This window comes from Paenibacillus sp. 2KB_20, assembly GCF_052115765.1.
Classification (GTDB): Bacteria; Bacillota; Bacilli; order Paenibacillales; family Paenibacillaceae; genus Paenibacillus_AQ.
Genome location: NZ_JBFRHH010000002.1, coordinates 694,513 through 719,458, shown reverse-complemented (window position 1 = coordinate 719,458; position 24,946 = coordinate 694,513). Strand labels below are relative to the sequence as shown.

Annotated in this window: 28 protein-coding genes; 18 read left to right on the top strand and 10 right to left on the bottom strand. The window is 49.7% G+C overall.

Annotation, left to right across the window (positions count from 1 at the left end; translation table 11 throughout):
- Window positions 1–39 precede the first annotated feature (39 nt).
- From AB4124_RS08950 to AB4124_RS08905, 10 genes are all read left to right on the top strand, one after another.
- Window positions 40–1,146, top strand: coding sequence for a VanZ family protein (locus AB4124_RS08950; RefSeq protein ID WP_441972431.1), 1,107 nt, complete (start codon window positions 40–42; stop codon window positions 1,144–1,146).
- The gene (locus tag AB4124_RS08945) at window positions 1,146–1,868 is read left to right on the top strand and encodes a hypothetical protein (protein WP_430109903.1); all 723 of its coding nucleotides are present in this window, start codon (window positions 1,146–1,148) and stop codon (window positions 1,866–1,868) included. Before AB4124_RS08950 ends, AB4124_RS08945 begins: the two co-directional genes overlap by 1 nt.
- Before the next feature lie 45 nt (window positions 1,869–1,913).
- Window positions 1,914–2,390 (top strand): hypothetical protein, encoded by a 477-nt coding sequence (locus tag AB4124_RS08940; protein ID WP_441972430.1) that lies wholly within the window; start codon window positions 1,914–1,916, stop codon window positions 2,388–2,390.
- 186 nt (window positions 2,391–2,576) lie between these two features.
- On the top strand, window positions 2,577–3,038 hold the full coding sequence (locus tag AB4124_RS08935) for an NUDIX domain-containing protein (RefSeq protein ID WP_076326164.1): 462 nt from the start codon (window positions 2,577–2,579) through the stop codon (window positions 3,036–3,038).
- A 66-nt stretch (window positions 3,039–3,104) separates the two neighbouring features.
- The gene (locus AB4124_RS08930; protein ID WP_006207549.1) at window positions 3,105–3,308 is read left to right on the top strand and encodes a DUF4177 domain-containing protein; all 204 of its coding nucleotides are present in this window, start codon (window positions 3,105–3,107) and stop codon (window positions 3,306–3,308) included.
- A gap of 26 nt (window positions 3,309–3,334) precedes the next feature.
- The gene (locus AB4124_RS08925; RefSeq protein ID WP_076326166.1) at window positions 3,335–4,084 is read left to right on the top strand and encodes a DUF3891 family protein; all 750 of its coding nucleotides are present in this window, start codon (window positions 3,335–3,337) and stop codon (window positions 4,082–4,084) included.
- Between the two features lie 95 nt (window positions 4,085–4,179).
- The gene (locus AB4124_RS08920; protein ID WP_009595674.1) at window positions 4,180–4,356 is read left to right on the top strand and encodes a hypothetical protein; all 177 of its coding nucleotides are present in this window, start codon (window positions 4,180–4,182) and stop codon (window positions 4,354–4,356) included.
- A 63-nt stretch (window positions 4,357–4,419) separates the two neighbouring features.
- Window positions 4,420–5,229 (top strand): DUF368 domain-containing protein, encoded by an 810-nt coding sequence (locus AB4124_RS08915; protein WP_076326167.1) that lies wholly within the window; start codon window positions 4,420–4,422, stop codon window positions 5,227–5,229.
- 269 nt (window positions 5,230–5,498) lie between these two features.
- Window positions 5,499–5,693: a hypothetical protein gene (locus AB4124_RS08910; protein ID WP_098741325.1), complete on the top strand. Its 195-nt coding sequence runs from the start codon at window positions 5,499–5,501 to the stop codon at window positions 5,691–5,693.
- Window positions 5,694–5,953: 260 nt separating this feature from the next.
- On the top strand, window positions 5,954–6,949 hold the full coding sequence (locus tag AB4124_RS08905) for a serine hydrolase domain-containing protein (protein ID WP_441972426.1): 996 nt from the start codon (window positions 5,954–5,956) through the stop codon (window positions 6,947–6,949).
- An 88-nt stretch (window positions 6,950–7,037) separates the two neighbouring features.
- Here AB4124_RS08905 and AB4124_RS08900 read toward each other — a convergent pair whose 3' ends face one another.
- The 8 genes from AB4124_RS08900 to AB4124_RS08865 form a co-directional block, all read right to left on the bottom strand.
- Window positions 7,038–7,490: a hypothetical protein gene (locus tag AB4124_RS08900; protein WP_076326170.1), complete on the bottom strand. Its 453-nt coding sequence runs from the start codon at window positions 7,488–7,490 to the stop codon at window positions 7,038–7,040.
- A gap of 59 nt (window positions 7,491–7,549) precedes the next feature.
- The gene (locus AB4124_RS08895; RefSeq protein WP_083659842.1) at window positions 7,550–8,239 is read right to left on the bottom strand and encodes a hypothetical protein; all 690 of its coding nucleotides are present in this window, start codon (window positions 8,237–8,239) and stop codon (window positions 7,550–7,552) included.
- Window positions 8,232–9,110 carry an ATP-binding cassette domain-containing protein gene (locus tag AB4124_RS08890; protein WP_076326171.1) on the bottom strand — a complete coding sequence of 293 codons (879 nt, stop codon included), beginning with the start codon at window positions 9,108–9,110 and terminating at the stop codon, window positions 8,232–8,234. Before AB4124_RS08890 ends, AB4124_RS08895 begins: the two co-directional genes overlap by 8 nt.
- 12 nt (window positions 9,111–9,122) lie before the next feature.
- The gene (locus AB4124_RS08885) at window positions 9,123–9,485 is read right to left on the bottom strand and encodes a GntR family transcriptional regulator (protein ID WP_076326172.1); all 363 of its coding nucleotides are present in this window, start codon (window positions 9,483–9,485) and stop codon (window positions 9,123–9,125) included.
- Window positions 9,486–9,657: 172 nt separating this feature from the next.
- On the bottom strand, window positions 9,658–10,269 hold the full coding sequence (locus tag AB4124_RS08880) for a response regulator transcription factor (protein ID WP_076326173.1): 612 nt from the start codon (window positions 10,267–10,269) through the stop codon (window positions 9,658–9,660).
- A complete protein-coding gene (locus AB4124_RS08875; RefSeq protein ID WP_441972423.1) occupies window positions 10,202–11,434 on the bottom strand; it encodes a sensor histidine kinase in 1,233 nt (410 codons plus the stop codon). Before AB4124_RS08875 ends, AB4124_RS08880 begins: the two co-directional genes overlap by 68 nt.
- Window positions 11,435–11,454: 20 nt before the next feature.
- Window positions 11,455–12,201: an ABC transporter permease gene (locus tag AB4124_RS08870; RefSeq protein WP_076326175.1), complete on the bottom strand. Its 747-nt coding sequence runs from the start codon at window positions 12,199–12,201 to the stop codon at window positions 11,455–11,457.
- Window positions 12,202–12,203: 2 nt separating this feature from the next.
- A complete protein-coding gene (locus AB4124_RS08865) occupies window positions 12,204–13,127 on the bottom strand; it encodes an ABC transporter ATP-binding protein (protein WP_441972420.1) in 924 nt (307 codons plus the stop codon).
- A gap of 311 nt (window positions 13,128–13,438) precedes the next feature.
- On the opposite strand from AB4124_RS08865, the gene AB4124_RS08860 reads away from it, so the two are divergent.
- The 8 genes from AB4124_RS08860 (at window position 13,439) to AB4124_RS08825 (ending at window position 21,580) form a co-directional block, all read left to right on the top strand.
- Window positions 13,439–14,389, top strand: coding sequence for an ROK family glucokinase (locus AB4124_RS08860; protein WP_098741335.1), 951 nt, complete (start codon window positions 13,439–13,441; stop codon window positions 14,387–14,389).
- Between the two features lie 52 nt (window positions 14,390–14,441).
- Window positions 14,442–15,350 (top strand): RNase adapter RapZ, encoded by a 909-nt coding sequence (gene rapZ / locus AB4124_RS08855; protein WP_076326178.1) that lies wholly within the window; start codon window positions 14,442–14,444, stop codon window positions 15,348–15,350.
- A 57-nt stretch (window positions 15,351–15,407) separates the two neighbouring features.
- Window positions 15,408–16,349 (top strand): gluconeogenesis factor YvcK family protein, encoded by a 942-nt coding sequence (locus AB4124_RS08850; RefSeq protein WP_174819264.1) that lies wholly within the window; start codon window positions 15,408–15,410, stop codon window positions 16,347–16,349.
- A gap of 5 nt (window positions 16,350–16,354) precedes the next feature.
- Complete coding sequence (gene whiA, locus AB4124_RS08845; protein WP_076326180.1) at window positions 16,355–17,284, top strand: DNA-binding protein WhiA; 930 nt, start codon at window positions 16,355–16,357, stop codon at window positions 17,282–17,284.
- Between the two features lie 102 nt (window positions 17,285–17,386).
- A complete protein-coding gene (locus tag AB4124_RS08840) occupies window positions 17,387–17,656 on the top strand; it encodes an HPr family phosphocarrier protein (protein WP_006207570.1) in 270 nt (89 codons plus the stop codon).
- Window positions 17,657–17,976: 320 nt separating this feature from the next.
- The gene (locus AB4124_RS08835; protein WP_441972417.1) at window positions 17,977–19,776 is read left to right on the top strand and encodes an ABC transporter ATP-binding protein; all 1,800 of its coding nucleotides are present in this window, start codon (window positions 17,977–17,979) and stop codon (window positions 19,774–19,776) included.
- Between the two features lie 47 nt (window positions 19,777–19,823).
- Entirely contained in the window at window positions 19,824–20,504 is a 681-nt protein-coding gene (locus AB4124_RS08830) for a response regulator transcription factor (RefSeq protein ID WP_441972415.1), read from the top strand.
- Complete coding sequence (locus AB4124_RS08825) at window positions 20,504–21,580, top strand: HAMP domain-containing sensor histidine kinase (protein ID WP_441972413.1); 1,077 nt, start codon at window positions 20,504–20,506, stop codon at window positions 21,578–21,580. Before AB4124_RS08830 ends, AB4124_RS08825 begins: the two co-directional genes overlap by 1 nt.
- Before the next feature lie 940 nt (window positions 21,581–22,520).
- Here AB4124_RS08825 and AB4124_RS08820 read toward each other — a convergent pair.
- Entirely contained in the window at window positions 22,521–23,249 is a 729-nt protein-coding gene (locus AB4124_RS08820; protein ID WP_076326183.1) for an amino acid ABC transporter ATP-binding protein, read from the bottom strand.
- The gene (locus AB4124_RS08815; RefSeq protein ID WP_441972507.1) at window positions 23,242–24,630 is read right to left on the bottom strand and encodes an amino acid ABC transporter substrate-binding protein/permease; all 1,389 of its coding nucleotides are present in this window, start codon (window positions 24,628–24,630) and stop codon (window positions 23,242–23,244) included. Before AB4124_RS08815 ends, AB4124_RS08820 begins: the two co-directional genes overlap by 8 nt.
- Between the last annotated feature and the right edge of the window lie 316 nt (window positions 24,631–24,946).

Below are 24,946 nucleotides of genomic sequence, written 5' to 3'. Positions count from 1 at the left end.
ACCTATAAGTAGAACATCACAGAGGGAGTGAACGAAAGCATGCTGGAAGCCTACCTGTTTCCAATATCTTATGCATTTTTAACCTTTCCCATAGCGGCTTTGCTGTGCGCAGTTCCCTTTCTGATTGTGCAGTATCGCAAATATGGTTATTTTAATAAATTCCGGGGATTTCTGCTGTATTTATTTCTGCTCTACATGATGAACGCAGTGTATCTGGTGCTCCTTCCTTTGCCTGCCTCGCGGCATAATGCTCCAATGAATGTCGCCTCGGTCATGCAGTGGATTCCTCTGAACTTTATCCAAGACATATTGAAGGAGACCAAGGTGGTATGGGGCGAGCCTTCGACTTACATGCATCTATTCAAGGAAAGAGCCTTCTTGCAGGTCGTATTTAACGTATTTCTCGTGGTTCCGTTCGGCATGTTCCTGCGTTATTATGCTCGGGCATCTTGGGTTACGTGTTTGGTGGCCTCATTCGGATTATCGCTGTTCTTTGAGGTGACCCAGGTGACCGGTATTTACGGCATCTATGATCACCCTTACCGGTTGTTTGATGTGGATGATCTGCTGTTGAATACCATGGGTGGAATGATCGGATTCGTGCTCGCGGATTGGATGAAAAATCACCTGCCTCGCCTCGATCGGCTGGATGAGAAGGTGGATCTATCGCAGAAACGGGTCAGTTATACGCGCCGGGCGATCGCTTTCGGTATTGATGCAGGGGTCGTGCTGCCGATGATTGGCGTGTTGACGTTGCTGAATGTGAAGGGTGCGTATTTTATTGTCGTGATTTTATATCATATCGTGCTGCCGTATATGATGCAGGGACAGACGCTGGGCAAGTGGATTGTCCGGGTCCAGATCCGTGGAGCAGAGGAACATCTGAAGTTGAAGGAAGTGATCATCCGTAACGGACTGCTGTATGTGGTATGGGGTGGATTTCATGCCTTGCTTATTCCCGTTAATATTTTGGGTTCGCAAATCCTAGCTGCCATGTATGCTCTGGGAGTATTGCTTCTGGATGGCGTTGTGTTTATCCATGTGCTGTTATGTCTCATCCATCGTGACCGGAAGCTGCTGCATGAGGCCAAGAGCGGAACGAGGCTGGCTATCGTAGAGAATAAACCATTAAATAAGACTGATTAATGTTGGTTACCACAGGGTTTATTATTTGTTATAATGTGGAAAACGGGTTCGTCGAGGGGGAGATACAACTGAAAGGCAAAATCCTCTCCATTTCCGCAATCATCGTAGGGTTGCTGTTTATTTCCAACCAACATCTGGGCTATTCATTCGGAGATGATCTGTTCCGCTGGGCAGGGATCTCACCATGGACTCAGGAAGGTAATTATGGTCTTCATCTGCCTGTTCTAGCAGGCCTTATTTTGTTGGTAGCTGGCATCCTATGGGTGGCACGGATTTATCGTCCACATTATCCGAAGATTATGAGTCGATTATTGATCGGCTGTATCGCATGGATCGTTATTTTTCCATTCCTATCAGAGTTTGTTATGTATGTGGTAAATTACAATTCGAGCGGAATATCCACCGTGTCGTACTCCAAGAAAGATAGCAAGTGTGATTATCGCACAGAGAACGATGCTATTCGGGCGCACTGCCAGCTTCATATTTACAGCTATGGCACCGAGCAACAGGTTATGGTACGGCCGTTAAGCGTTGATATTGGCGGGAGGATGGTTGATTTCGAGTCTAAGGTGGTTACGGTTCGGCCACAAGGTCGGATACAGATTAGCGAAACCTTTGAGGGTTTCTTGGAACAGCCTGACTCTTCCTACAGTATGTCGGGGGGAACCAACGAGCCGGGCATCGAGCTGATCGTGGATGGCAGAAGCAAACAGGTGAAATAGCCATCCGGTTCTTCAGAATAATGACTCTGAATTGTGGGGTGAACCATGGTCGATATTCATCGTGCGGGTCGGCTTATGCAAATACCCCTGTTAACGTTGCTATTGCTGGTGATGGGTTTATCGCCCGCTGCGGTTGCTTCCTGGGCATACTCATTTGTCGTCAATGATGGGAAGGTTTTTGTCGTGTCAGAGGACCGTGTGGATGAGTCCACGCTTGGAGACGTGGTGGGGAAGGTCACCTTCCATACGGATCAGGAAGGGACCTACGGCGGCAACTTCTCTAATATTTACCCAAAGGGAACGAAATACTATGCCATCCAAGGAATCGCTCCTGAATCCGCCATCGCGGTTGAGACGCAGGAAGGTTATGTCATGGCTCGTTATGAGGGTGAGTATGGCGGATCCCGTGTTCCGTGGGAAGTCATCAAGAATTGGATTGCGGCGGGGCTGATCCTGCTAATCGTTGTGTGGGTGGCGGCCGTTGTTCGAAAGAAGCGGGCAAGAGGCTCATATAGGCGCTAGCTGCTTCGGGAGCTAAGCAGACTTATTCACGATGTGCAATAACAGCCGGTATTCTTTGAGCATGCTCATTGGACACCGGCTTGTTATATTCATGTATCATAGCGGATTGCAGGTTGACCTATGGAGGATTTATATTTGCTACAATAGAAAATAGAACTAGAAACCGATACGATAAGGAGACAGCTCATGAAACCGATACGAAACTCGGCCAAGGCCGTTATTATGCGGAATCATCAAATTCTTCTAACGAAAAACGTAGACCATTTGGGGGATTTCTATCTGTTCCCTGGCGGTGGACAAGAAAAGGGGGAAACCTTGGTGCAGGCGGTGATCAGAGAGTGCCAGGAGGAAATCGGGCGTAAGGTGGAAGTTCGTGATCTCCTGCATGTCCGTGAATACATAGGGTCCAATCATGAATTTGCGGAATGGGATTCCGATGTGCACCAAGTGGAGTTTTATTTTGAGTGCAGCTTGGCGGATGCAGGGGATAGCTTTCTTGGCCATAACCCGGATGAATACCAGGTGGGTGTGGAATGGATCGATCTGTCCGCATTGGATGAGATTCGAGTATACCCTCGATCCCTGGTCAAGCCACTTCAGGATAAGGCTGCACACCCCGTAGTTTGCTATGTTGGCGATACGAACTGATTTTATCTACAGAAAATCTTGAAGTTTGTGGTCAAAAATTCAATGGGATGATGGAGGATGCCGAATATGGATCAATGGGAATATAAAACGCTGAAATACAAAACCGGAGGATTCCTTGGAGGCAAAGTTAACGAAGAGGAATTTGAGGATTTATTAAACAGTTACGGAATTGACGGCTGGGAATTGATCTCGTGCTTTGATACGAGCGTGCATCAAGGCCAGTCCAGAGACATCATTGCCGTAATGAAGCGAAGAGCTTATCTGGGGTGAGGGATGAATAAAGGGGAGACGATATTATGATCATTCGCGAGACAGAGGATGCTTTTGTGATGACGGCCCAGGACGACCATGGCCGATTCTCGGGCGATGTAGCCCGGGGCTTCCGGCGAGAGCTGTTTATGGATGAGTCTGTATTGAAAGAAGTACTGCTGGCTATAACCGAGCATGACCGCGCTTGGCTTCGGATGGATGACACGCCGATCTGGAATGACGAGAGCCGGACTCCATACACTTTTATCGATTATCCGGTCCTGCCGAAAATGCTAATGTATACAAAGGGTGTTGATGAGATCGAAGCGATGAGTCCTTATGCAGGGTATCTCTGCAGCCTTCATTTTGCGTCATTTATGAAAGAGGCGACGGAAGCGCCGCTGGTGGAATTCTACCATGAGGAGTTGGCTCGGCAAAAACGACTAAGTGATCAGTTTCAATTTCCCGATGAAGATGTCGTTAACAGACAGTTTGGCCTGCTGCAGCTGTGCGATGATATCTCGCTCTATGTAAACATGAATGCACCTGGTGTTTCCAAGGATCAGGAGCATCCTTGGTTCAAAGAGGGCTTCGATATGTCGATCGATGGGGAAAGGGTCATAGCGGCCTGGGCAAGCGAGCATGAGATTCGATTGCGACCGTTTCTGTTCGAACAGGCATGGTCGGCTTCGGTGAAGTGGAAATATGTGCTGAAGGCGAAGATTGATGAACTTGGAGTGGCCAAGGCATTTGATGGTGCGGCGTGGACGGAGCAGACGGTTACTTTTGTACCGTAAGTTAGATCATACTTCATCGGCAAAATATGATATGATCACCACAGTGGGTTGTAGACTGGATAGATTTGATTCTGTAGGAATGTAGAGGATGAACAATGAAGAAAAAGGAATTTTTGATCGTTGCGCTGCTTAATTTTTTGGCTGCGATAGCGTTCTTGGTGGTCGTTTTCATTACGGATCGAAGCTCTTGGCAATGGGGATTTGGGATCGTTTCACTGTTGTTTGCGATTGGTGGAGTAGGGAATTTGGTATTGCATGCCAAGAACAAGTAAAACCTCCTTCGCAGGGCTATCACGATAAGATTCACTTTGTAAGGTAGGAGGATTATGATTTTGATGGAATGGAAGAACCTTTATCGGGGTGTGCTGATGGGAGTCAGTGACCTAATTCCAGGTATAAGCGGCGGCACTATTGCTGTCGTGCTGGGTATCTATGATCGTTTGCTGGCGGCTATCAGTGGATTTTTCAGCAGGGAATGGAAGAAGCAGCTGGGCTTTTTGATTCCACTTGGCGTTGGAATTGGAGCAGCTCTATTGTTGCTGAGCCGCGTGATTGAATACCTGCTGGCAAGCTATTATGAGCCTACCCAGTTTTTCTTTACAGGATTGATTTTAGGGGTGTTGCCTCTTATTCTGCGTAAAGCGGAGGCGAGAACCAAATTCAAAGCCGTGCATGTGGTCGTGTTGATTGTGGCAGCCGGTTTATTGGCTTCGACGGCCTTTCTCAGAACGGATGCCACATCCGATCCGATAACCGTCCTGACCTGGTCCAACGGGATCGGACTGTTCTTATCCGGCTGGTTGGCCAGCATGGCGATGCTGCTGCCTGGCATTAGCGGGTCGTTTGTACTTCTCCTTCTGGGTGTGTATTCTACTGCTATTTCAGCTCTATCCTCATTAAATTTAGGGATTATAGCTGTTATTGGGGCGGGAGTGGTGATTGGCTTCGTGGTTAGCAGCCGGTTGATTCGGTACCTGCTGGACCGTTTCCCACATATGACGTATGCCGTTATTATTGGATTGATATTAGGATCTATTGTTATCGTGTTTCCGGGTATTCCATCCGGAACGGGTATGATGGCTACCAGTATAGGAACCTTGCTGCTGGGGCTGATCGTAGCGGTGTTCATGGGTAGAAAAGAATAAGAATGAAATATAAAACAGGGAGCCGAGGGCTTCCTGTTTTTAGGTTGCACTGAGCAACTTTGCTCTGAAGGAGCGAAGGGGTGAGATGGCATATGAATGATTTATGCCTTTACTTGTTATCGCATTTATGTGACAATATTCACAAATGGATTAACATTAAAAAAGTATTCATGAATAGGATCCGTGAGGATTCCGTTCATAAGATATGTTAAATGATAAAGCAATGCATAGATGTCGATGTTGTCTTTCCAAGTAAAGGAGCGTTATTCATGAGGAATAATGGGATTTGTGTCAGCTGCGGCGGCGAGGTATACCCTGCCTCTAACAGATGCGCTCAATGCGGAATGCTGCAGACGTCCGGTCCAACCAAGCACACATTCATGCTGCAGGTCGCTTCGATGATTGGGGCCGGGTTGCTTATTTTTGCGGTCCCGGTGATCCTGCTGCTGATGTGGAGACATTAGGGTAGAAGCGAATATACATTTTACAATCCCCCCACATGCAGACTGTGATCGAAGCGTTCATCAAGTGATGAAATTCGACATGGTTGGCAGGAAGGGGTTATTGTGCTTGGAGCAGCGAAAGACCTAAATGGGCTTCCCCCTGGAGCTTCAACCGGCATTCCGGCTATAGGGGGAATATTTTATTATACTGGTTGTGTACCGAGACCGTCATCCAGAATGATGTTAAAATACCCCTAATCAGATAAAGGGTGGGATTCGTGATGATACATAAAATGAAGGAATTTGCTGCTGGCATTCGTTTTTCGGGAGCTGTGCTCGTAACAGATGAAAATGACAACGTCGTATGGGATGGTGCCTTCGGTTATTCCAACCGGGCCGATCACATCCCGAATCAAACAGACACCAGGTTTGGCATTGCCTCAGGCTGTAAGCTGTTCACCGCTATTGCGGTTTGTCAGCTTATCGAACAGGGCAAGCTGTCGCTGGACAGCAAGCTAAGCGATTGTTTGGATATCCCACTGCCTAATTTTAGCCCGGAGATTACCGTTTTTCATTTGTTGAGCCACAGCTCGGGTATTCCGGATTATTTTGATGAAGAGGTCATGGATGATTTTGAGGATCTGTGGAAAGCGGTTCCCATGTATACACTCCGGAACGGAAGGGATTTCCTTCCTTTGTTCCAGGATGAGCGCATGAAATTTCAGCCCGGTGAAAGATTTCATTACAACAATGCAGGATTTGTGGTACTTGGTCTGATCGTTGAACAACATGCTGGAATACCGTTTCGCGACTATGTCCAGCAGTTTGTATTTGAGCCGTGCGGCATGCAGGATTCGGGATATTTCCCGCTTGATCGTCTGCCCGCGAATACGGCTTACGGGTATATTGATGAGGAGGACGGCACGTGGAGAACGAACCAGTATGCAATCCCGATTCAAGGTTATGCCGATGGTGGGGCGTATGTGACGGCACCGGACATGATCAAGTTATGGAGATCGCTTATGAACAATACGCTGCTCACCGCATCCATGACGGAGAAGCTTCTGGCTTCACATAACTTAAATTATGGGCTTGGCGTGTGGATTACCCAGAAAAATGAGGATGTGTTTAAATACCATGTCATGGGCTATGATCCGGGTGTGAATTTTCGGTCTGCTTATTACCCGGCCACCGGTCATACCCTTGTAGTGGCTTCCAATGCCGGTGGTGGCGCTTTTGAAATGATGCAGTTTATCGAGGAAGAATGGTTGAAGTGATCATAATCTACATGAAACAGCCCCGGGCCTTAAATAGGCCAGGGGTTGTTGTTCTGTTGATCCTAAATCAAGCGGGTGCTGAGTTGACTTACGATTCAGCTTTGAAGTACCGATTCGCCGCGGGTCTGAACATAAATATCAAGGCCGCAACAACGGCGATCATATGAAGGGTACGGCTGGAGGCAAATAGTATGGAAATATTGTCTGCTTGAGCAAAGGCGTCCCTAAGGGAACCGCCTGTAATGAGCCATTTGATAGGGTCAATGATTAGGGAGAGAGTGCCAAACCCGCCTAAAAACAAAGCCAATGCGATACGCGCCCAATTCTTTCCCCGAAGCATTCTGATCATGATGTAGACAAGGACAGCGAACATCGTCGTTCGTGCGGCAACTTGAATGAGAATACCGACAATTCCAGCACTCGTTAGGCTGGATATCGAATCGATGACAGCCAGGATCATTTCAAATACCCCTGCACCGATAGCAATTATCCATAACAGAAAGGACTGGAACACCTCAAGGGGGGCAGCATCCTTTTTCAAGATCCATCATTCCTTTCGAGCTAGAGTGATCCAATAACTCGTTGTTAGGTGAAACAATATTAAGCGATGGTGCGTCTGGCCGTGAACCACCAGCCTCCTGCAAGCAGAACGAGGGAGATGATCAGCGTGAGTCCGAGTCCTTGCAGCAGCGAATCGTTGAAGAGAAGGGCCAGCAAGCCATCAGCCAGCGTATGCCGGAGTGAAGGAATGGATGTAAAGATAGGGATTGCCGCAATAAATATCACCCAGACCACCCAGCCCATTACATGACGCAGACCGGAAAACAGCAGATTCAGTAATGAAATAAGAAGCAGGTAAACACCGAATTGATAGAAGAACATGCCAACGATGCCAAATTGATTCCATCCAAAGATTTCAAGGATGTTGAAGGTATTCTCATATTGTCGTATAAATCCGTTCTCCACCTGAAGCCAGATGATATTGAGGACAGCAAAGATGGCGGACCATATGGAGTAAACCAGAAGCATACCAATATAATATTCTTTTCGTGTAGCTCCTAAATTCATTACCCGCCGGAACAAGCCTGCCGGGAGCACACTGCCTACAAATATCAGGAACACGGTGAGGATGTTAGCCGCAGACACCTGCGTATTCTCCGAACTGTCTCCAAGAGACAGGCTTATGATCACATTTGCAATCAAACTAATCGCAACGGTGCCGAGCATCACCAAGAGATAAGGTCGAAGCTGAAGAAATGAAGCCCTCATGAGTGCGGTGGTCTTATTCAATGGATTGCCCTCCTTCGATTAAATAGGAGAAAAACTTTTGCAGCGGTAAACCGTCAATAGCAATACCAAGCTTGTTGGCTTGTGAACGGTCTGCCTCATGAATGGCTCCATATATCGCGGTTAAGGAACCTTTACCGTAAGATTCTTTATATATCACGTGACGATCCTTCGTAAATTGTTCGATTTGTTCCTGGTTCCCTGTCAACAGATGAGAATTGGCGCGGATATGGTCAACATCGTCATGCAATAACATAGCGCCGGAATCCATGATATAGACTCTCTCAACGACGGTTGCGATCTCATCAATCAGATGGGTCGAGAGCAGGATGGTCCGGGGATGATTGGCATAATCCTCAACCAGAACGCGATAAAATCTCTCTCGCATGAGCACATCCAATCCCAGCACCGGTTCATCAAATACGGTGATCGGGGCCCGGCTGGCCAGACCGATGATGTTTCCGACCAGGGATTCCATTCCCCGTGAAAGCTGGCGGATTTTTTTGTCCGGGTTTAGCTTGAATGTCTTTAGCAGGCTCTGGGCATAGTCCCAGTCCCAGTTCTCGTGAAAGGCCGATGCCAAGCGCAGCACTTCAATCACCTTGGCACCGCCGAAGAACAAATTTTTCTCTCTTACGTAGCAAATTCCCTTTGGGGTTTCTCCACTCTTAAGCGTTACCCCCGAAACCTGAATACTGCCATAGTCGGGAAAAGATCCGCCGGTCATCATATTAAGCAGTGTGGTCTTTCCGGCGCCATTGCGGCCCAGCAAGCCGTAGATCGTGTTCTCTTCCAGCTGGAGCTCCAGATTTCGGACCGCTTCCGTACGCCCGTAACTCTTGCTCAGGTTGGAACAGGTAAGTATTGCGTTCATCCTGCTCATCTCCTATCTCTTTTGTTTGATCATTTCAATAACATCCTCGGTGGTCAATTCAAGCTTTTCTGCCTCATCAAGCAGCTTCAATACGAGTTCGTTGTAAAACCGATCCTGTCGCTTGGTCAATATGATCTGTTTGGCATCTGCAGCAACAAACATGCCCAGCCCCCTTTTCTTGTACAAAATCCCTTCATTGACAAGCAGGGCAATGCCTTTTACAGCTGTTGCGGGATTGACCTGAAAAGTACTCGCGAACTGCGACATTGAGATAATCTGATCATCCGCTTGGTATGTCCCGTTCAATATGTCATCTTCAATCATATCTGCGATTTGCTGAAAAATCGGCTGTCCTTCGTCAAACCTGGAATTCATGATATCACCCTGTCGGTATGTTAGTCTTGTAACATACTATAATGCTAGGTGGGAGGATGTGTCAATCAAAAAGAAAAAAACAGACCCAAATGGGCCTGTTTGTGCTGTGAGATACAAAGGCCCCCGTCTCTTCAAGACGAGGGTAAGGGGGGTGATCAAGCTGCAAGGAATGCTATATCCAGCCCTTCTCTTCGGCCATCGAGATGGCCTCAATCCGGTTCTTGGCACTGAGCTTGCTTAAAATCTCAGACATATAGTTGCGGACAGTCCCATAGGACAAGTGAAGCTTCGAGGCAATTTCATTGGAGCTGTTGCCGTCTGCAGCCAACCGCAGCACTTCCCGTTCGCGTTCGGTCAGCGGATTGGCACCCGTACCTGAAAGCGTACCGAATACGAGCTCAGGGGAGACCTCCCGCCGCCCATCCATTACCCGGCGGATGGCTTCTGCCAGCCGTTCACTGGGCTCGTCCTTAAGCAGGTATCCCTGAACTCCCGCCTGCACGGCCCGCTCGAAATAACCGGGTCTAGCAAAGGTCGTAAGTATGATGACTCGGCTGGCATAACCGCGCAGCTTAACTTCCTCCGCTACTTCGAGACCGCTGCGCGCAGGCATTTCGATATCGAGCAGGCATACATCGGGTTGATGCAAGCCAATCAGGGATAGAGCTTCATCGCCGTCGCCGGCTTGACCAATCACATCAATATCGTCTTCAAAATCAAGCAAGGAAGCCAGAGCGCCTCGCAGCATTCGTTGATCCTCGGCGATCAGCACTTTGATGCTCATGGGTTGCGTCCTCCTTCCGGTTCTTGATGATGATCGGAACACGAATTTCTATTATCGTGCCTTGCTGGTCGGAGCTGGCCTCTACGGTACCCCCGATAAGGGAAAGCCGCTCCACCATGCCTTTCAGGCCATTACTGTTGGATGAAGAAGATGGATATTCTCCTTTGCATTGAAGACCGACTCCATTGTCGGCCACCTCAAGACGCCACTCATTGTCAAGCGACTCGATGGCAATCCGGCACTGGCTTGCCTGACTGTGCTTCACCACATTGGTCACGGCCTCCCGCAAGCAGAGGCTCAGAATATTGTGGGCCAGGTCGGATATTCCCTCCAGCTTCGGGTTACCGGTGCAGATAAACCGGATATCGGCACTCTCCAGAATGATCTGGGCCTCTACCAATTCCTCGGGCAAGGTGGCGGTCCGCATATCGGACACCAGCTCACGTACTTGGCGCAGCGCGGCACGAGAGGTGTTCTGAATCTCCCGGGCTTCCAATTGGGCCTTCTCGGGATTCTTCATTGCCAGCTTCTCGACAAGCTGGCTCTTCAACGTGATGAGGGAGAGGGTATGGCCTAAGGTGTCATGAAGATCCCTGGCGATACGCATCCGCTCTTCGCCTTTAATCAGATTGCGAATCTGCTCGTTAGCCTGCGCGAGCTCCTTCTCCAACTCCTGCCGCCGGTTCAATGAGCGGATACCGAAGGGTGAAAATAGCATGATGAGAAAGAAAGGAATCATAAAGACCAGATCCTTCCAGCCCAGCAAGCTCGCATTTTTGATTAAAGGAACGGTCTCGATGATGCCGAACAATACGAGGGAGATCGTGAAATTACGCCGGTCGGTATACCAGCCGATGAAATTGGCCGTAAAGAAGCCCATGTACATGTAGGTTGGGTGGTACCACATGCAGAGAATGAAAATGATGGACATCTGAACGCCCAGCCACGCAAAGAAACGAGGGGTGCCCGCGGCGAAGTAGAGCTGGCGGTACGTGACGAGAAACAAGGCAATAAGCGTAAAGCCGATCCCCATCTTCCATCCTTGTTCGCTCATCATGTTGATCACGGGCAGGGATATATAAATGAGCCATAAATAGGGGAAAAACCCCAATTGCGTTGGAAACACCTCAAACCCTGCAGATTTCGCGTCTTTCAATTTTTTCATGAAGCCATCATCCTATCCCCTTAATCGGCTTGTTGTTTTTTCCGAATATAGGTGGATAGTAACATAAATACTACCAAATATCCTGCCAAAACCATGAAATTATCCAAGCCCGGCGCTTCTCCGCGCACGATCGACCAGGCACCTCCGCCGAAATGGTAGGAGGGCATCCACTTGCCGATAGCTTGCATGATAGAAGGCATCGCCTCGATTGGGAACCACATCCCGCCCGTCACGGCCAGCCCTAAGTAGATGCCGTTGCTGACACCGCTTGCCGTATCGACCCGTTTCATGGAGCCGATCAGGGTACCGATGGCAAGAAACGGGACGGATGCGATCAGAATCCACAGTCCGCTGAGCAGCCATTGTCCGAGGGTGAGGGAGACGCCGTTAATCAGGTAGCCGGCTACGAATATCACGATGATACAGAGCAGATGCATGACTGTCTGCACAAACATTTTGCCAAAGAAATACACGCTGCCGGGAAGTGGCGTTACCCGCATATATACAGCCCAGCCCTGGACTCGCTCTTGCACGAGGCGAATGCCGAGCGACATGATGGCGGTGCCCATGACACTGAAGGATGCCATCGACATCAGATAATGCGCCTGCCATTGTCCAGTATCGTCGGCCCCCGTATTCACGACCCGAGTAAAGATGAAATAGAACAGAATCGGCATAGCGAGCGACCAGAAAATATAATACGGATTGCGCACCATCCGAAGCAGCTCCATCTTGCACTGTATGGCCAGCAGTTTCCAGGTTGTCATGATTATACGGCCTCCCCTTGATTCATCGTTAATTGCTCAAATGCTTCATCCAGGCTTCCTTGATCGATGCGGATATCACGTACAGCCAGCCCGGCCCGAAACAGAGCTGCTAGTGCAGTGTCCGTATTATCCGTTACGGCGTTCAGCCGACCGTTCAGTTCATATACATCCGTTACGCCGGGGACCTCATGAAGCAGCTCCTTGACCTGCTGGTGATCCGCATCGACGATAAAGGAGAGCGACCTTCGGGTCAGCTTAGCCTTAATAGCTTCTGGCGTGCCGTCTGCAGTAACCTGACCCTGGTGGAACAGCAGAATGCGGTCAGCCATATCGTCCGCCTCTTGCAGATAGTGGGTGGTGAACAGAATCGTCTTGCCCTGATCGGCAAGCTTGCGTACCGTCTGCCAGAATAACCGGCGTGCTGATGTATCCAGGCCGACCGTTGGTTCATCGAAGAATAACAGCTCGGGGTTCCCCGCAATCGCCAGTGCAAAGCTGAGCTTGCGTTTTTGGCCTCCGGACATTTTTACAGCCCATTTGTTAAGCTCCTCTGTTGTGAGCCCGCTAAGCAGAGCGATGTCTGAAAGCGACAGCGGATTCGGATAATAGCCGCGAATGAGATTGATGATTTCACGCGTGCGGAGCCCGTCCATGACGCTCACCTCTTGAAGCATGGCGCCGATCTTCTCGCGGACCTTCAAGTCCTTCGGGCTTTGACCGAACAGGAGGACCTCGCCTTCGCTGGCGTCTTTAAGACCAAGCATCATGGAGATGGCGGTTGATTTACCCGCTCCGTTTGGCCCGAGAATGGCCGTGATAGATCCTTTTTCTATAGTAAACGACACTTGGTTGACTGCTTTTTTGCTTCCGAACATTTTGGTTACCTGCCGTAGTTCCGCAATAGGTTCATGGATTGGTTTTGACATGGTATCGCTCCTTTCGTAATCGAAATGATCTGAATTCATCATACGAAAGCGAGGGAATGCCCGTTAGTAAAGGATGTCATCACTTTGGAGTGACATTTGTCATGTGCGATCTGCTGAAGATTAGAGGAGGTCTGATTATGAACAAATAAGGGCGATTTTGAGCTTTGTTGTATGCGCTTACATATGCGCGATTAAAGGACTGCTTACGGCTTTCCGTTACGTTGTCTTCTCTTGACCGCAGGAGTGCCTTCAATTATAGTGGGTACAGTAGGAGCAATCTATAATATAGAAGGAAAAAGGTGGCTTGAAACATGTCTGAGAACATCTACGTCGGTGTCGATCTGGGCGGAACAGCAATTAAAGTTGGAATTTGCAATGAAGAAGGGCATCTTCTGCATAAGTATGAGGGGCCGACGGAAACAGCCAAAGGCGTTGACACGGTTATTGACAACATTGAGAAATATGTGCGTCACATTGTAGAAGAATCGCCATACAGCTGGGATCAACTTGCTGGTGTGGGAGCTGGATTCGCCGGATTTACGAATATTCGTGAAGGCATCATAATTTTGGCACCGAATGTAGGATTTAAAGATGTACCGATTCGCGCACTGCTTGAAGAGCGTCTCGGAAAGCCCGTCAAAATAGACAACGACGCCAATGTAGCTGCATTGGGTGAAGCTTGGAGCGGCTCAGGCCGCGGCGTTGAGAACTGCGTATGCTATACACTGGGTACCGGTGTCGGCGGAGGCATTATTATTAACGGCAAAATTTATCAGGGGTTTGGCGGCATGGCTGGCGAGCTTGGACATATCTCGGTTGTGCCGGACTTGGAAGCGATTCAATGCGGATGCGGTGAAATGGGCTGCCTCGAGACGGTTTCGTCGGCAACCGGCATTATCCGCATGGCGAAGGATGCCGTAGAGCGTGGCGACCGTACTTCCCTTGCCCATGTAGAGAGCATTGCGGCGAAGGAAGTGTTTGACGCTGCAAAAGCCGGCGATGAAGTTGCCATTCGGATCGTGAATCGCGCAGCTTATTACCTGGGCAAATCCATGGCTGCCGTTGCGGCCGTGTTGAATCCGGAAGCCTTTATTATCGGCGGCGGCGTATCCAAAGCCGGCGACATTCTGTTTAATGAAGTTCGTGCTGTATTTGCGAAGCTGACACCAGAGCCGCTTCAGCGAGGTGTACGCATCGTTCCGGCTGAGCTCGGCAATGATGCGGGCGTTGTAGGCGCTGCTGGTCTGCATTTGCGTTCGTAGTCATTAATCACCATACATCGTCTGATCTAAACTTATAAGGGAGGGAAAGCTGATGCTGGAAGCAGCCAACCGCGGCAGCAACACATCATCCATGGCCACCCTGATCATCATAACCGGGATGTCGGGAGCAGGTAAGACCTTGGCCGTACAAAGTCTGGAGGATCTTGGATTCTTTTGCGTCGATAACCTGCCTCCGGTGCTCATTCCCAAATTCGCGGAGCTGATCGAACAATCCAAGGGGAAGATCGGCAAGGTTGCATTGGTCATCGACCTGCGTGGCCGCGAATTTTTCACGGCTCTATCAGAGTCTCTGAGTTACATCAAGGATCACTTTACCATCCATTGCGAGATTCTGTTCCTGGATGCAACGGATTCCGTGCTTGTTCAACGCTATAAGGAAAGCCGTCGTCGCCATCCCCTCGCTCCGGAAGGCATGCCGCTTGACGGTATAAGGTTGGAGCGCAAAATGCTGGATGAGCTGAAGAATTCGGCCACTCAGGTGATCGATACCAGCAATATGAAGCCTGTGCGATTGAAGGAGAAGATTATCTCACGCTTCACACATCTGGAGAGCAGCACGTTATCGGTAAATATTACATCCTTTGGGTTTAAATACGGTATTCCGATTGACGCTGATCTGGTGTTTGATGTGCGCTTTCTGCCCAACCCGCACTATATTGAGCAGCTGCGTCCAAATACCGGCCAGAACAGTGATGTATATGAATATGTGATGAAATGGCCGGAGACACAGGCTTTCTTAACCAAACTGCTCGATATGCTGCATTTCTTGATCCCGCAGTATCGGAAGGAAGGAAAAAGCCAGGTTATTATCGGCATTGGCTGTACCGGCGGGAAGCATCGCTCCGTTGCGATAGCGGAATACCTTGGCAAAATGCTGGGCGTTAGCGAAACGGAGACGGTATCGGTGAGTCACCGTGATTCTGATCGGGATCGGCATTAATTAAGGGAAGTGATAAATGTGGCTGTGCAAGCTAAAAAGCGTCCCCGTATCGTGGTGATGGGTGGAGGAACCGGGCTGTCCGTCATGCTGCGGGGACTCAAGGAAAAGCCGCTTGATATTACGGCCATCGTTACCGTCGCTGATGATGGGGGAAGCTCCGGCATACTGCGTAGCGAATTGCAGATGCCGCCCCCGGGAGATATTCGAAATGTACTTACAGCGCTTGCCGATGTGGAGCCGCTGTTATCCGATATATTGAAATACCGTTTTAAGAATGGCTCGGGACTGGCCGGGCACAGCCTCGGCAATTTAATCTTGGCTGCCATGACGGATTTGCACGGTGATTTTGTCACGGCAGTCAAGGAGATGAGCCGGGTTTTTGTTGTTCGTGGACAGGTGCTGCCTGCGGCGGGTGAAGCTGTTATTTTGCATGCGGAGATGGAGGACGGTTCCATTGTGACCGGTGAATCCAAAATCCCGGAGGCTGGACAGCGCATTAAGCGGATCTTCCTGGAGCCGGAGCATGTCGAGCCGCTGCCGGAGGCGCTGGAGGCAATTCAGCAGGCCGATGCAATTCTGATCGGTCCGGGAAGCCTGTATACCAGTATTTTGCCCAATTTGCTTGTTCCCAAGCTTGCTGAGGCTATCGTATCCTCTGAGGCGATCAAAATGTTCGTGTGCAATGTGATGACGCAGCCTGGAGAAACCGATAATTATACGGTGAGTGATCATTTGCAGGCCGTTTACGACCATATTGGTCTTCATCTGTTCGATTATGTTATTGTAAATGATGGAGAAATCCCGCCTCAGGTTCAGGATAAGTATGCCCAGAAGGGTGCAAAGCCCGTATTCCTGGATCGTGATGAGGTGACCAGCAGAGGGTACAAACTCATTGCAGATAAGCTTGTGCTATTTAGAACATACTTAAGGCATGACGCTGACAAGCTGAGCAACCATATTTTTCAGCTGGTACAGGATTGGATTACACGAAAGGGGTGAGTACCTTGTCCTTTGCGGCACAGACGAAGAAAGAACTGACAATGATCGAAAGCCAGAACTGCTGTGAAAAAGCCGAGCTGTCCGCGCTCATTCGGATGAACGGTTCTGTTCAACTTTCGAACAAAAAGGTAATCCTGGATATTTCAACGGAAAATGCCGCGATTGCAAGACGTATTTATTCCTTAATTAAGAGGCATTTCCAGGCGCATACTGAACTTTTGGTGCGTAAAAAAATGCGTTTGAAGAAGAATAACGTATATATCGTTCGTATTCCCGCCCAGGTTCAGGAGATACTTAAAGAACTGTGCATCGTTTCCGAAGGCTTTCTGTTTCAATCGCGGATTGATAAACAAATCGTTCGCAAAAATTGCTGTAAACGCGCCTATTTGCGCGGTGCCTTTATGGCTGGCGGATCCGTGAACAATCCGGAGGGGTCTTCGTACCATCTCGAAATTGCCTCAATGTATGAAGAGCACTGCCAGTCGCTGGTGGATCTGGCGAATGAATTTCATCTGAACGCACGTTGTATCGAGCGGAAGAAAGGATTTATCTTCTACATTAAGGAAGGCGAGAAAATTATCGAATTCCTTAATCTAATCGGTGCCCACCAGGCATTGTTCAAGTTCGAGGATGTTCGTATTATGCGGGACATGCGTAACTCGGTAAACCGGATCGTGAACTGCGAGACCGCCAACCTGAACAAAACGATCGGCGCTGCCGTCCGTCAAATTGAGAACATCAAGCTGCTCCAAAAGGAAATGGGTCTTGAGAATTTGCCTGATAAACTGCGGGAAGTGGCGGAAATAAGGCTGGCTCATCCGGACATGAATCTCAAGGAAGTCGGCGAGCTTCTTAAAGGAACCGTCAGCAAATCCGGCGTCAATCACCGTCTGCGCAAAATCGACGAATTGGCCGAAAAGATTCGGAATGGGTAAGAATTTTTTCTTCTAGTGTCCTGTATGGTAAAATGGTATAATATTATAAAATGTCAATCGCGCTTTCAATGCAGCAGATTTATTAGATAGGGGGTAATTTTCATGACAAAGCACCCGGTAGTCGTTCGGTTAAAGACGGGTCTTCACGCCAGACCGGCCGCGCTGTTCGTTCAGGAAGCGAATAAATACTCATCTGAAATCTTCGTTGAAAAAGATGATAAAAAAGTAAATGCCAAAAGTATCATGGGAATTATGAGCCTTGCGATCAGCTCTGGTACGGAAGTTTACATTAGTGCTGAGGGAGCCGACGCGGAGCAAGCGGTTACTTCACTCGTGAACTTGGTGAGCAAAGAGGAACTCGAGAACCAATAAGGGCAACCGTGATTGAAGTTTAAGAAAAGTCTTGTTACTGCAAGGCTTTTTTTGCTATCAAGCTCTGGTATTGCTGGGATTCTCGCTTGATTCTACGTACATAAGAATAGGTTTTAAGAGAAGGGGCGGAGATATCCGTCCTTTTTCAATTTTGGGGCCCTCGCAAAGGATTTGGAATAAACATCGTAGCATAAGCTCCACTTTGTGGGGTTATTTTGCGTTGTTTCCATAAAATTAAGCCCTCGTTTAACTTCAGTTTAACTTGTTGATATATTCTTTCCTTACAGATGATAAATAGGGATGGAAGGGAAGAGAAACCGATGAGAGAAACGGATCATACTTCTATACAAGAAATAACGCAGGAAAAGTCGGCCGGCAGCAATAAAGCAGGTTCGCAGGCCTTCTTCCGGCTGTTGAAAGAAACGAAACCTCCGATGCTGCTGCTGATTGGAGCGATCCTGCTGAGTGTGGTATCAACCCTGATCGGACTAGTCATTCCGATGTTTACAAAGAGCCTGGTGGATGGCTTCTCCTTAACGGATATGAATCGTTCCCATATCATCGGGCTTGGCATTGCGTTTGTGTTGCAGACGATTGCCTCGGGGGTCTCGATTTTCCTGCTGAGTTATACGGGACAGAAGATGGTGGCTGCCCTTAGGGATCGGCTGTGGAAAAAGCTGCTTGTGCTGCCGATTCGCTACTTCGATCATAACCGTTCAGGGGAATCGGTTAGCCGAATGACGAATGATACAGGAGTGATCAAAAGTCTCATATCGGACCATGTGGCCGGATTCTTCAGCGGGATCATTTCTATTGTCGGTTCCATTGGGGTACTCCTCTATTTAAACTGGAAGATGACGCTGACGATGTTTATCGTCATTCCGATTGCAGCGCTGATTCTTGTGCCGCTCGGCAAGAAAATGTATAAAATATCGCTTGGCATGCAAGATGAGACAGCTACGTTTACAGCGAATATCAGTCAGGTGTTGTCCGAGATTCGCTTGGTTAAAGCTTCTAATGCTGAGGACAGAGAGTATGAGAATGGGCATAAAGGGATTACCAATCTGCTGAATTTCGGGATCAAGGAAGGTGTGGTATCCGCCTGGATTGCGCCGCTGATGTCCTTCGTGCTGATGATGCTGCTGGTGGTGGTTATCGGGTATGGCGGACTTCAGGTATCCACAGGGGCGCTGACCGCTGGGGAGCTGGTTGCGTTTATCCTGTATCTGATTCAGATCGTGATGCCGATGACGCAGTTAACGACGTTTTTCACCCAGTTTCAGAAGGCTAAAGGAGCAACGGAGCGAATATTGGAAACGCTGGATGCAGAGGAAGAGTCCATTTCGGCCGGTACTGATGTGGTGAACGCGAATCAGCGGATGTCCATCGAGAATCTTTCGTTTGGTTACAAGCCGGATGAGCTGGTGCTGCATGATATCAGCTTTCAGATGGAGCCGGGCACGGTCACGGCCGTGGTTGGACCGAGTGGCGGAGGCAAAACGACGCTGTTCTCCATGCTGGAGCGTTTTTACCTTCCGCAAAAAGGGCAGATCCGATTGGGCAAGACGGCGATCGATACGTTCTCTTTACGCTCATGGCGCGGATTGATCGGCTATGTTTCACAGGATAGTCCAATGATTGCGGGAACCATTCGTGACAACTTATGTTATGGGATGGACCGGGAGGTTAGCGATGGGGAGATCCGAAGAGCGGCAGAAATGGCCTATGCGGATGGATTTATCGACGAGCTGCCTCATGGCTTTGATACGGATGTGGGCGAACGAGGCGTGAAGCTTTCGGGCGGACAGCGGCAGCGGATTGCCATCGCCAGAGCCCTGCTGCGGGATCCCAAGATTCTGATGCTGGACGAAGCCACCTCCAGTCTGGACAGCCGTTCCGAGATTGAAGTGCAGAAGGCGCTCAAGAACCTCATGGCTGGACGAACGACGATTATTATCGCGCACCGGTTATCCACGGTGGTAGGAGCCAATCAGATTATTTTCATTGAAAAAGGAACGGTAACCGGACGGGGGACGCATGACGAATTGATTGAGCAGCATGATATGTATAGAGAGTTTGCCGTGCAGCAGCTGCAAATGAATGAAACGATCGAGGCCTAAGGCCTAAGGGCGCTTTGAAAGATGCTGGGGAAGAAGGGAGGGCCACCATGGCAAAAATATTGGTAGTGGACGATGACCCGAACATCCGCGAACTCATAAAGGTATTCCTGGAGGAAGCGGGAATGGAAGAGGTGTTCGAAGCTTCGGATGGCGTCGAGGCCTTGTCCGTCATGGATCAGACATCTGTCGATCTGGTCGTGATGGATATCATGATGCCGAATATGGACGGATGGGAGTTATGCCGGGAGATCCGGAGGAACACCGGTATTCCGGTGCTGATGCTGACGGCCAAAGGGGAAACGAGGCAGATCGTGAAGGGCTTTGAGCTGGGCACCGACGATTATCTGGTGAAGCCCTTCGAACCCGCGGAGCTCGTTGTGCGCGTCAAAGCGCTGCTGAAGCGGTATCAGGTAGCCGCATCGCAGACGGTGACCGTCGGCAAGCTGCAGATGAACCGCAGAACCTATGAGGTCAAGGCGGGTGATGAGGTTTTTACCCTGCCGCTGAAGGAGTTTGAGCTTCTCTTCAAGCTGGCCAGCTACCCGGGGAGCACGTTGACGCGTGATCGGTTGATCGAAGAGATATGGGGCTATGACTTTGAAGGGAACGAACGGACGTTGGACGTCCACGTGAATCGGCTGCGGGAGCGGTTCCCGGAGGAGAAGTACCGGTTCAGGATTCGGACGGTGCGCGGGCTGGGATATCGCCTAGAAGCAGGTGAGAGCTGATGAAAAAAACACCCAAAATCTTGTGGAAGATCGTTCGAGAAACGCTTCAGACGATTTTGGTTTTCGCGGTCTTGGGAGCGTCATGGACGGCGGCGACTTATGTGACTCGGTTTGTTTACACCTGGACGGGAACCCCGCCGTGGGATTATGCCATCCAACTGATCGACTTGTTTGTCGGCGTGATCATTTTCTTCCTGTGCATGCTGGTCGTGGGCATGTTCTTCAAGCACCGGCAAATGGCCATGCTGAATTCCATTACGGATGCCATGCGACGGATATCGCAGGGGGACTTCAATGTAAAGATGAACGAAAATGAATGGCGCGGGGAGTTCAAGATGATCGCGAGCAGCATTAACGACATGGCCGGCGAATTGGGGCGGATGGAGACCATGCGTCAGGATTTCATCTCTAATGTGTCCCATGAAATCCAATCCCCACTTACTTCGATTCGGGGGTTTGCCCGAGCGCTCCGAAGTCCCCGCCTTACGGAGGAGAAGAGAGCCCGTTATCTGGAGATCATCGAAGGAGAGAGCCGCCGCTTGTCGCAGTTGAGTGACAATCTGTTGAAGCTGTCGTCCCTGGAAGGAGAGCAGCCGGCATTCGAAAGGGCCCGCTACCGGCTCGACGGGCAGCTGCGTGCGGTCGTCTTGGCGAATGAACCGCAATGGCTGGCGAAGCGGATTCAGGTGGATCTGGACCTCGCTGAGGTAGAGATTGAGGCAACGGAGGATCTCCTGAGTCAAGTATGGAACAATTTGCTGCACAACAGCATCAAATTCACGCCCGAAGACGGCATGATCACGATCGTGCTGAAAGCAGGAGAAGACGGGGCAGAGGTTACGATGACGGATACGGGAACCGGGATGTCGGAGTCGGATCAGCTGCATATATTCGAACGCTTTTACAAAGCGGACAAATCGCGCAATCGCGCCGCTGGCGGCAGCGGGCTGGGATTATCCATCGTGAAGCGGATCGTCGATATTCATCAAGGGAAAATAACGGTCCAATCCGAACTTGGGAAGGGATCGAAATTTACGGTGATGGTACCTTATAAGCGATCTCTGGATACGAAGTAATGATTGTGCAGTGAAGGTTTGACATGAAGTTGGATATGAAGATTCGATATGAAAATTAGATGGGTTTGGATATGAAGAATAGATGGGTTTAATGAAGTACGTGGGGAGCTGACATAAAAAGGACGCTGATCGTGTGACTCTCCTCCAGGAAGGCGGGAAAGTATAGAGGATTAGGACTGTTTCGGGGATGTTCTCAAGCAGATTTAGAACAAAGGTGTGAGGAGATGGCTGCTTGCCCGCCATATTTGGAACAACTTGAACCGGATATGTCCATAGAACAGTAGAACAGGAGTAAGGGCTATGGTCGCCCCTACTCCTGTTTAAGCTGTGCGTGATGCGATATGGACAAACTCACCGAGTCGGGTTAAAGCAGGCGAATTAGCTAAAACGGTCGCTAATTTGGCGGACACCAAGGACCTTATTTGCCGAATTAAGCGCCGTATTCTAAAATAACGGACTCCAGATCCGTTATTTTAGGATTTGTTTAGGTAAAATGCCGCCTTTTGGAAGGAATAACGGATCCTTGGTCCGGAAGTTTCCGGAAAACCGCCATTTTCCCTCAAATAAGGTACTCTTGGTCCGTTAGCTCCACTAAAGCAGCGTGCAGCCATCGCACGACCACCGCAGTCGACTCTAATTTTAATGCACATGCCATTATTAGCCGTATGATAACCGGTTAGTCTCACCCTAACGGGCTAGCTGGAAGGGTCGCTGGTTACTGCATGAATCTAGTCGACAGCCCTCCAAGCCTGCCCCAGACCACACACCGTGCGCACAGGGAGCAGTGAGCACAGAGAGCAGAACGCACAGAGAGCAGTACACACAGAGAGCAGTACACACAGAGAGCAGAACGCACAGAGAGCAGTACACACAGGGAGCAGCCCGCAAGGTACATGTAGCTACACGGCAGCGGTTTGTTAAAGATAGGATAGCTGCGTGATTACAGCACCTTTTCCAAAAAGCTAATCGTCCGCTCATGCTTCGGTCTGCCGAACACTTCCTCTGGCGGGCCTTCCTCTACGATGTATCCGCCATCCATGAAGATCACCCGGTCCGCAACCTCGCGGGCAAAACCCATCTCGTGCGTGACAATCATCATCGTCATGCCTTCGCGCGCCAGATCCTTCATGACGCCGAGCACTTCGCCGACCATCTCGGGGTCCAGCGCCGATGTCGGCTCGTCAAACAGCATGATGTCCGGATTCATCGCCAGCGCCCGGGCGATCGCCACACGCTGCTTCTGACCGCCCGACAGCTGGCTCGGGAAGGCCTCCGCTTTATCGGAGAGGCCTACTTGCTCCAGAAGCTTTAGCCCCGTGGCACGAGCCTCGGATGCGTTCTGCTTGCCCAGCTCGACCGGGGCAAATGTAATGTTCTTCAGCACGTTGAAGTGGGGGAACAGATTAAAATGCTGGAACACCATGCCGATGTTCTGGCGCGCCTTGTTGATGTCTGTTTTAGGGTCATTGATATCCTTGTCATGCACGAATACCCTGCCTGCCGTAATGTCCTCCAGACGATTGATGCAGCGCAGGAAGGTGCTTTTGCCGGAGCCCGAAGGCCCGATGACACAGACAACTTCGCCTTCCTGGACCTGCATGTTAATGCCCTTCAGCACCTCATTCGTGCCAAAGTTCTTCTTCAGTCCTTCTACGCGGATTTTATCCATGACGCACCTTCCCTTCCAGACGGCCCGAAATTTTGGTCAGAATCGTGATCACGACCAGATACATGATGGCGACCACGAGCCAGATATCAAACGAAGCGAACGTTCTTGCAATGATAATTTTCCCGGATTGGGTCAATTCGACCAGACCGATTACCGACAGGATCGACGTATCCTTGAGCGTGATTACGAGCTGGTTAATAAAGGTCGGGATCATGACTTTGATCGCCTGGGGAATGATGATTTTCATCATGGCTTTGCGGTATGGCAGACCGAGCGAGCGGGCAGCCTCCAGCTGTCCAGGGTCAATGGATTGGATACCGCCCCGGATAATTTCCGTTACATAAGCACCGGCATTCAGGCTAAGTGTCAGGACCGCTGCCACGATCGGCGACATCGTGAAGCCGAGTGCCTGCGGAATACCAAAGTAGATGAAGAAGGCAAGGACTAGCAGCGGTATGCCGCGGAAAATGTCCACGAATACGGTTGCGATGCCTCGGAGCCATTTATTGCGTCCGACCTTCATAAAGCCGAATATCAACCCTAAGAAAAACGCGAAGAACAGCGATACGATGGTCAGCAGCAGTGTATTGCCAAGGCCCTTCAGCAGCGAAGGCAGCGACTCCACGATCAGCTCCCAGCGGCTTTGACTCACCGCGCCTACGGCATTTTCGCCAATGTATTTTGCCTTAATACGTTCATACTCTCCGCTTGCCTTCAGGTTGATCAAGCCGACATTGAATTTCTCCAGAAGCTCCTGGTTCCTTCCCTTGCCGACGGCAAATCCGTAGGAGGCGCCGGGCTCCATTTCCGTGACGATCTTCAGTCCGTTGTTCTGTTCGACTCCATAAGCCAATACGGGGAAGTCGTCAAAACAGGCAACGGAATTGCCGGTCCTGACATCGTCATACATCTGGGCCGAATCGTCAAAAGGCACGATGGTGAATCCGTACTTGGAGGATATGGATTCAGCAAAGCTGTAGCCCTCCGTACCGGTTTTGACGGCGACTTTTTTTCCTTTTAAATCCTCATACCCTTTGATGGACTCCTGATCCTTGCGAATGGCCATGACCACACCTGAGTCAAAATAAGGATCGGAGAAGTCGAATTTCTGCTTCCGCTCATCCGTGATGCTCATGCCGGCAATGACTCCGTCCACCTGGTTGGCTTCCAGCGCCTGAACCGCCGCATTGAAACCGAGCGGCTTGACTTCATATTTGAAGTTCTGATCTTTCGCGATCGCATCCAGCAGATCCATGTCGATACCGACAAAATTGCCGCTAGCATCCTGGAATTCAAACGGGGCAAACGTAATGTCTGTTCCGATCTGATAGGTTTTACCGGAGGCTGGCTCTGCCGCGGCGCTTGCCGCCCCGTATGGCATGCCCGCTGCCATGAGTATCAGCAGTGACATGAACGCGTATAACATCCGGAATGATTTCATAGTGACCTCCTCTTTTTAACACCGATGTAGTTAGTTACCCATGAAGGCTTCCTTATTAAACAGTTGCCGTCATCTTCATTGGGTATCTTATTGTGCTGATCCACCAATCATGCCTAGATATACCAATTAACAGGGGCGTATCAACAAAGTTAAAGAAAAATCTCAAAACGCTTCGTTCCGGATGCAACATTTACCAATGCCCTCACGTTAGAAGGGTAAGGCAAGCATGGCAGCGATGCCAATATAAAGGAGGCTG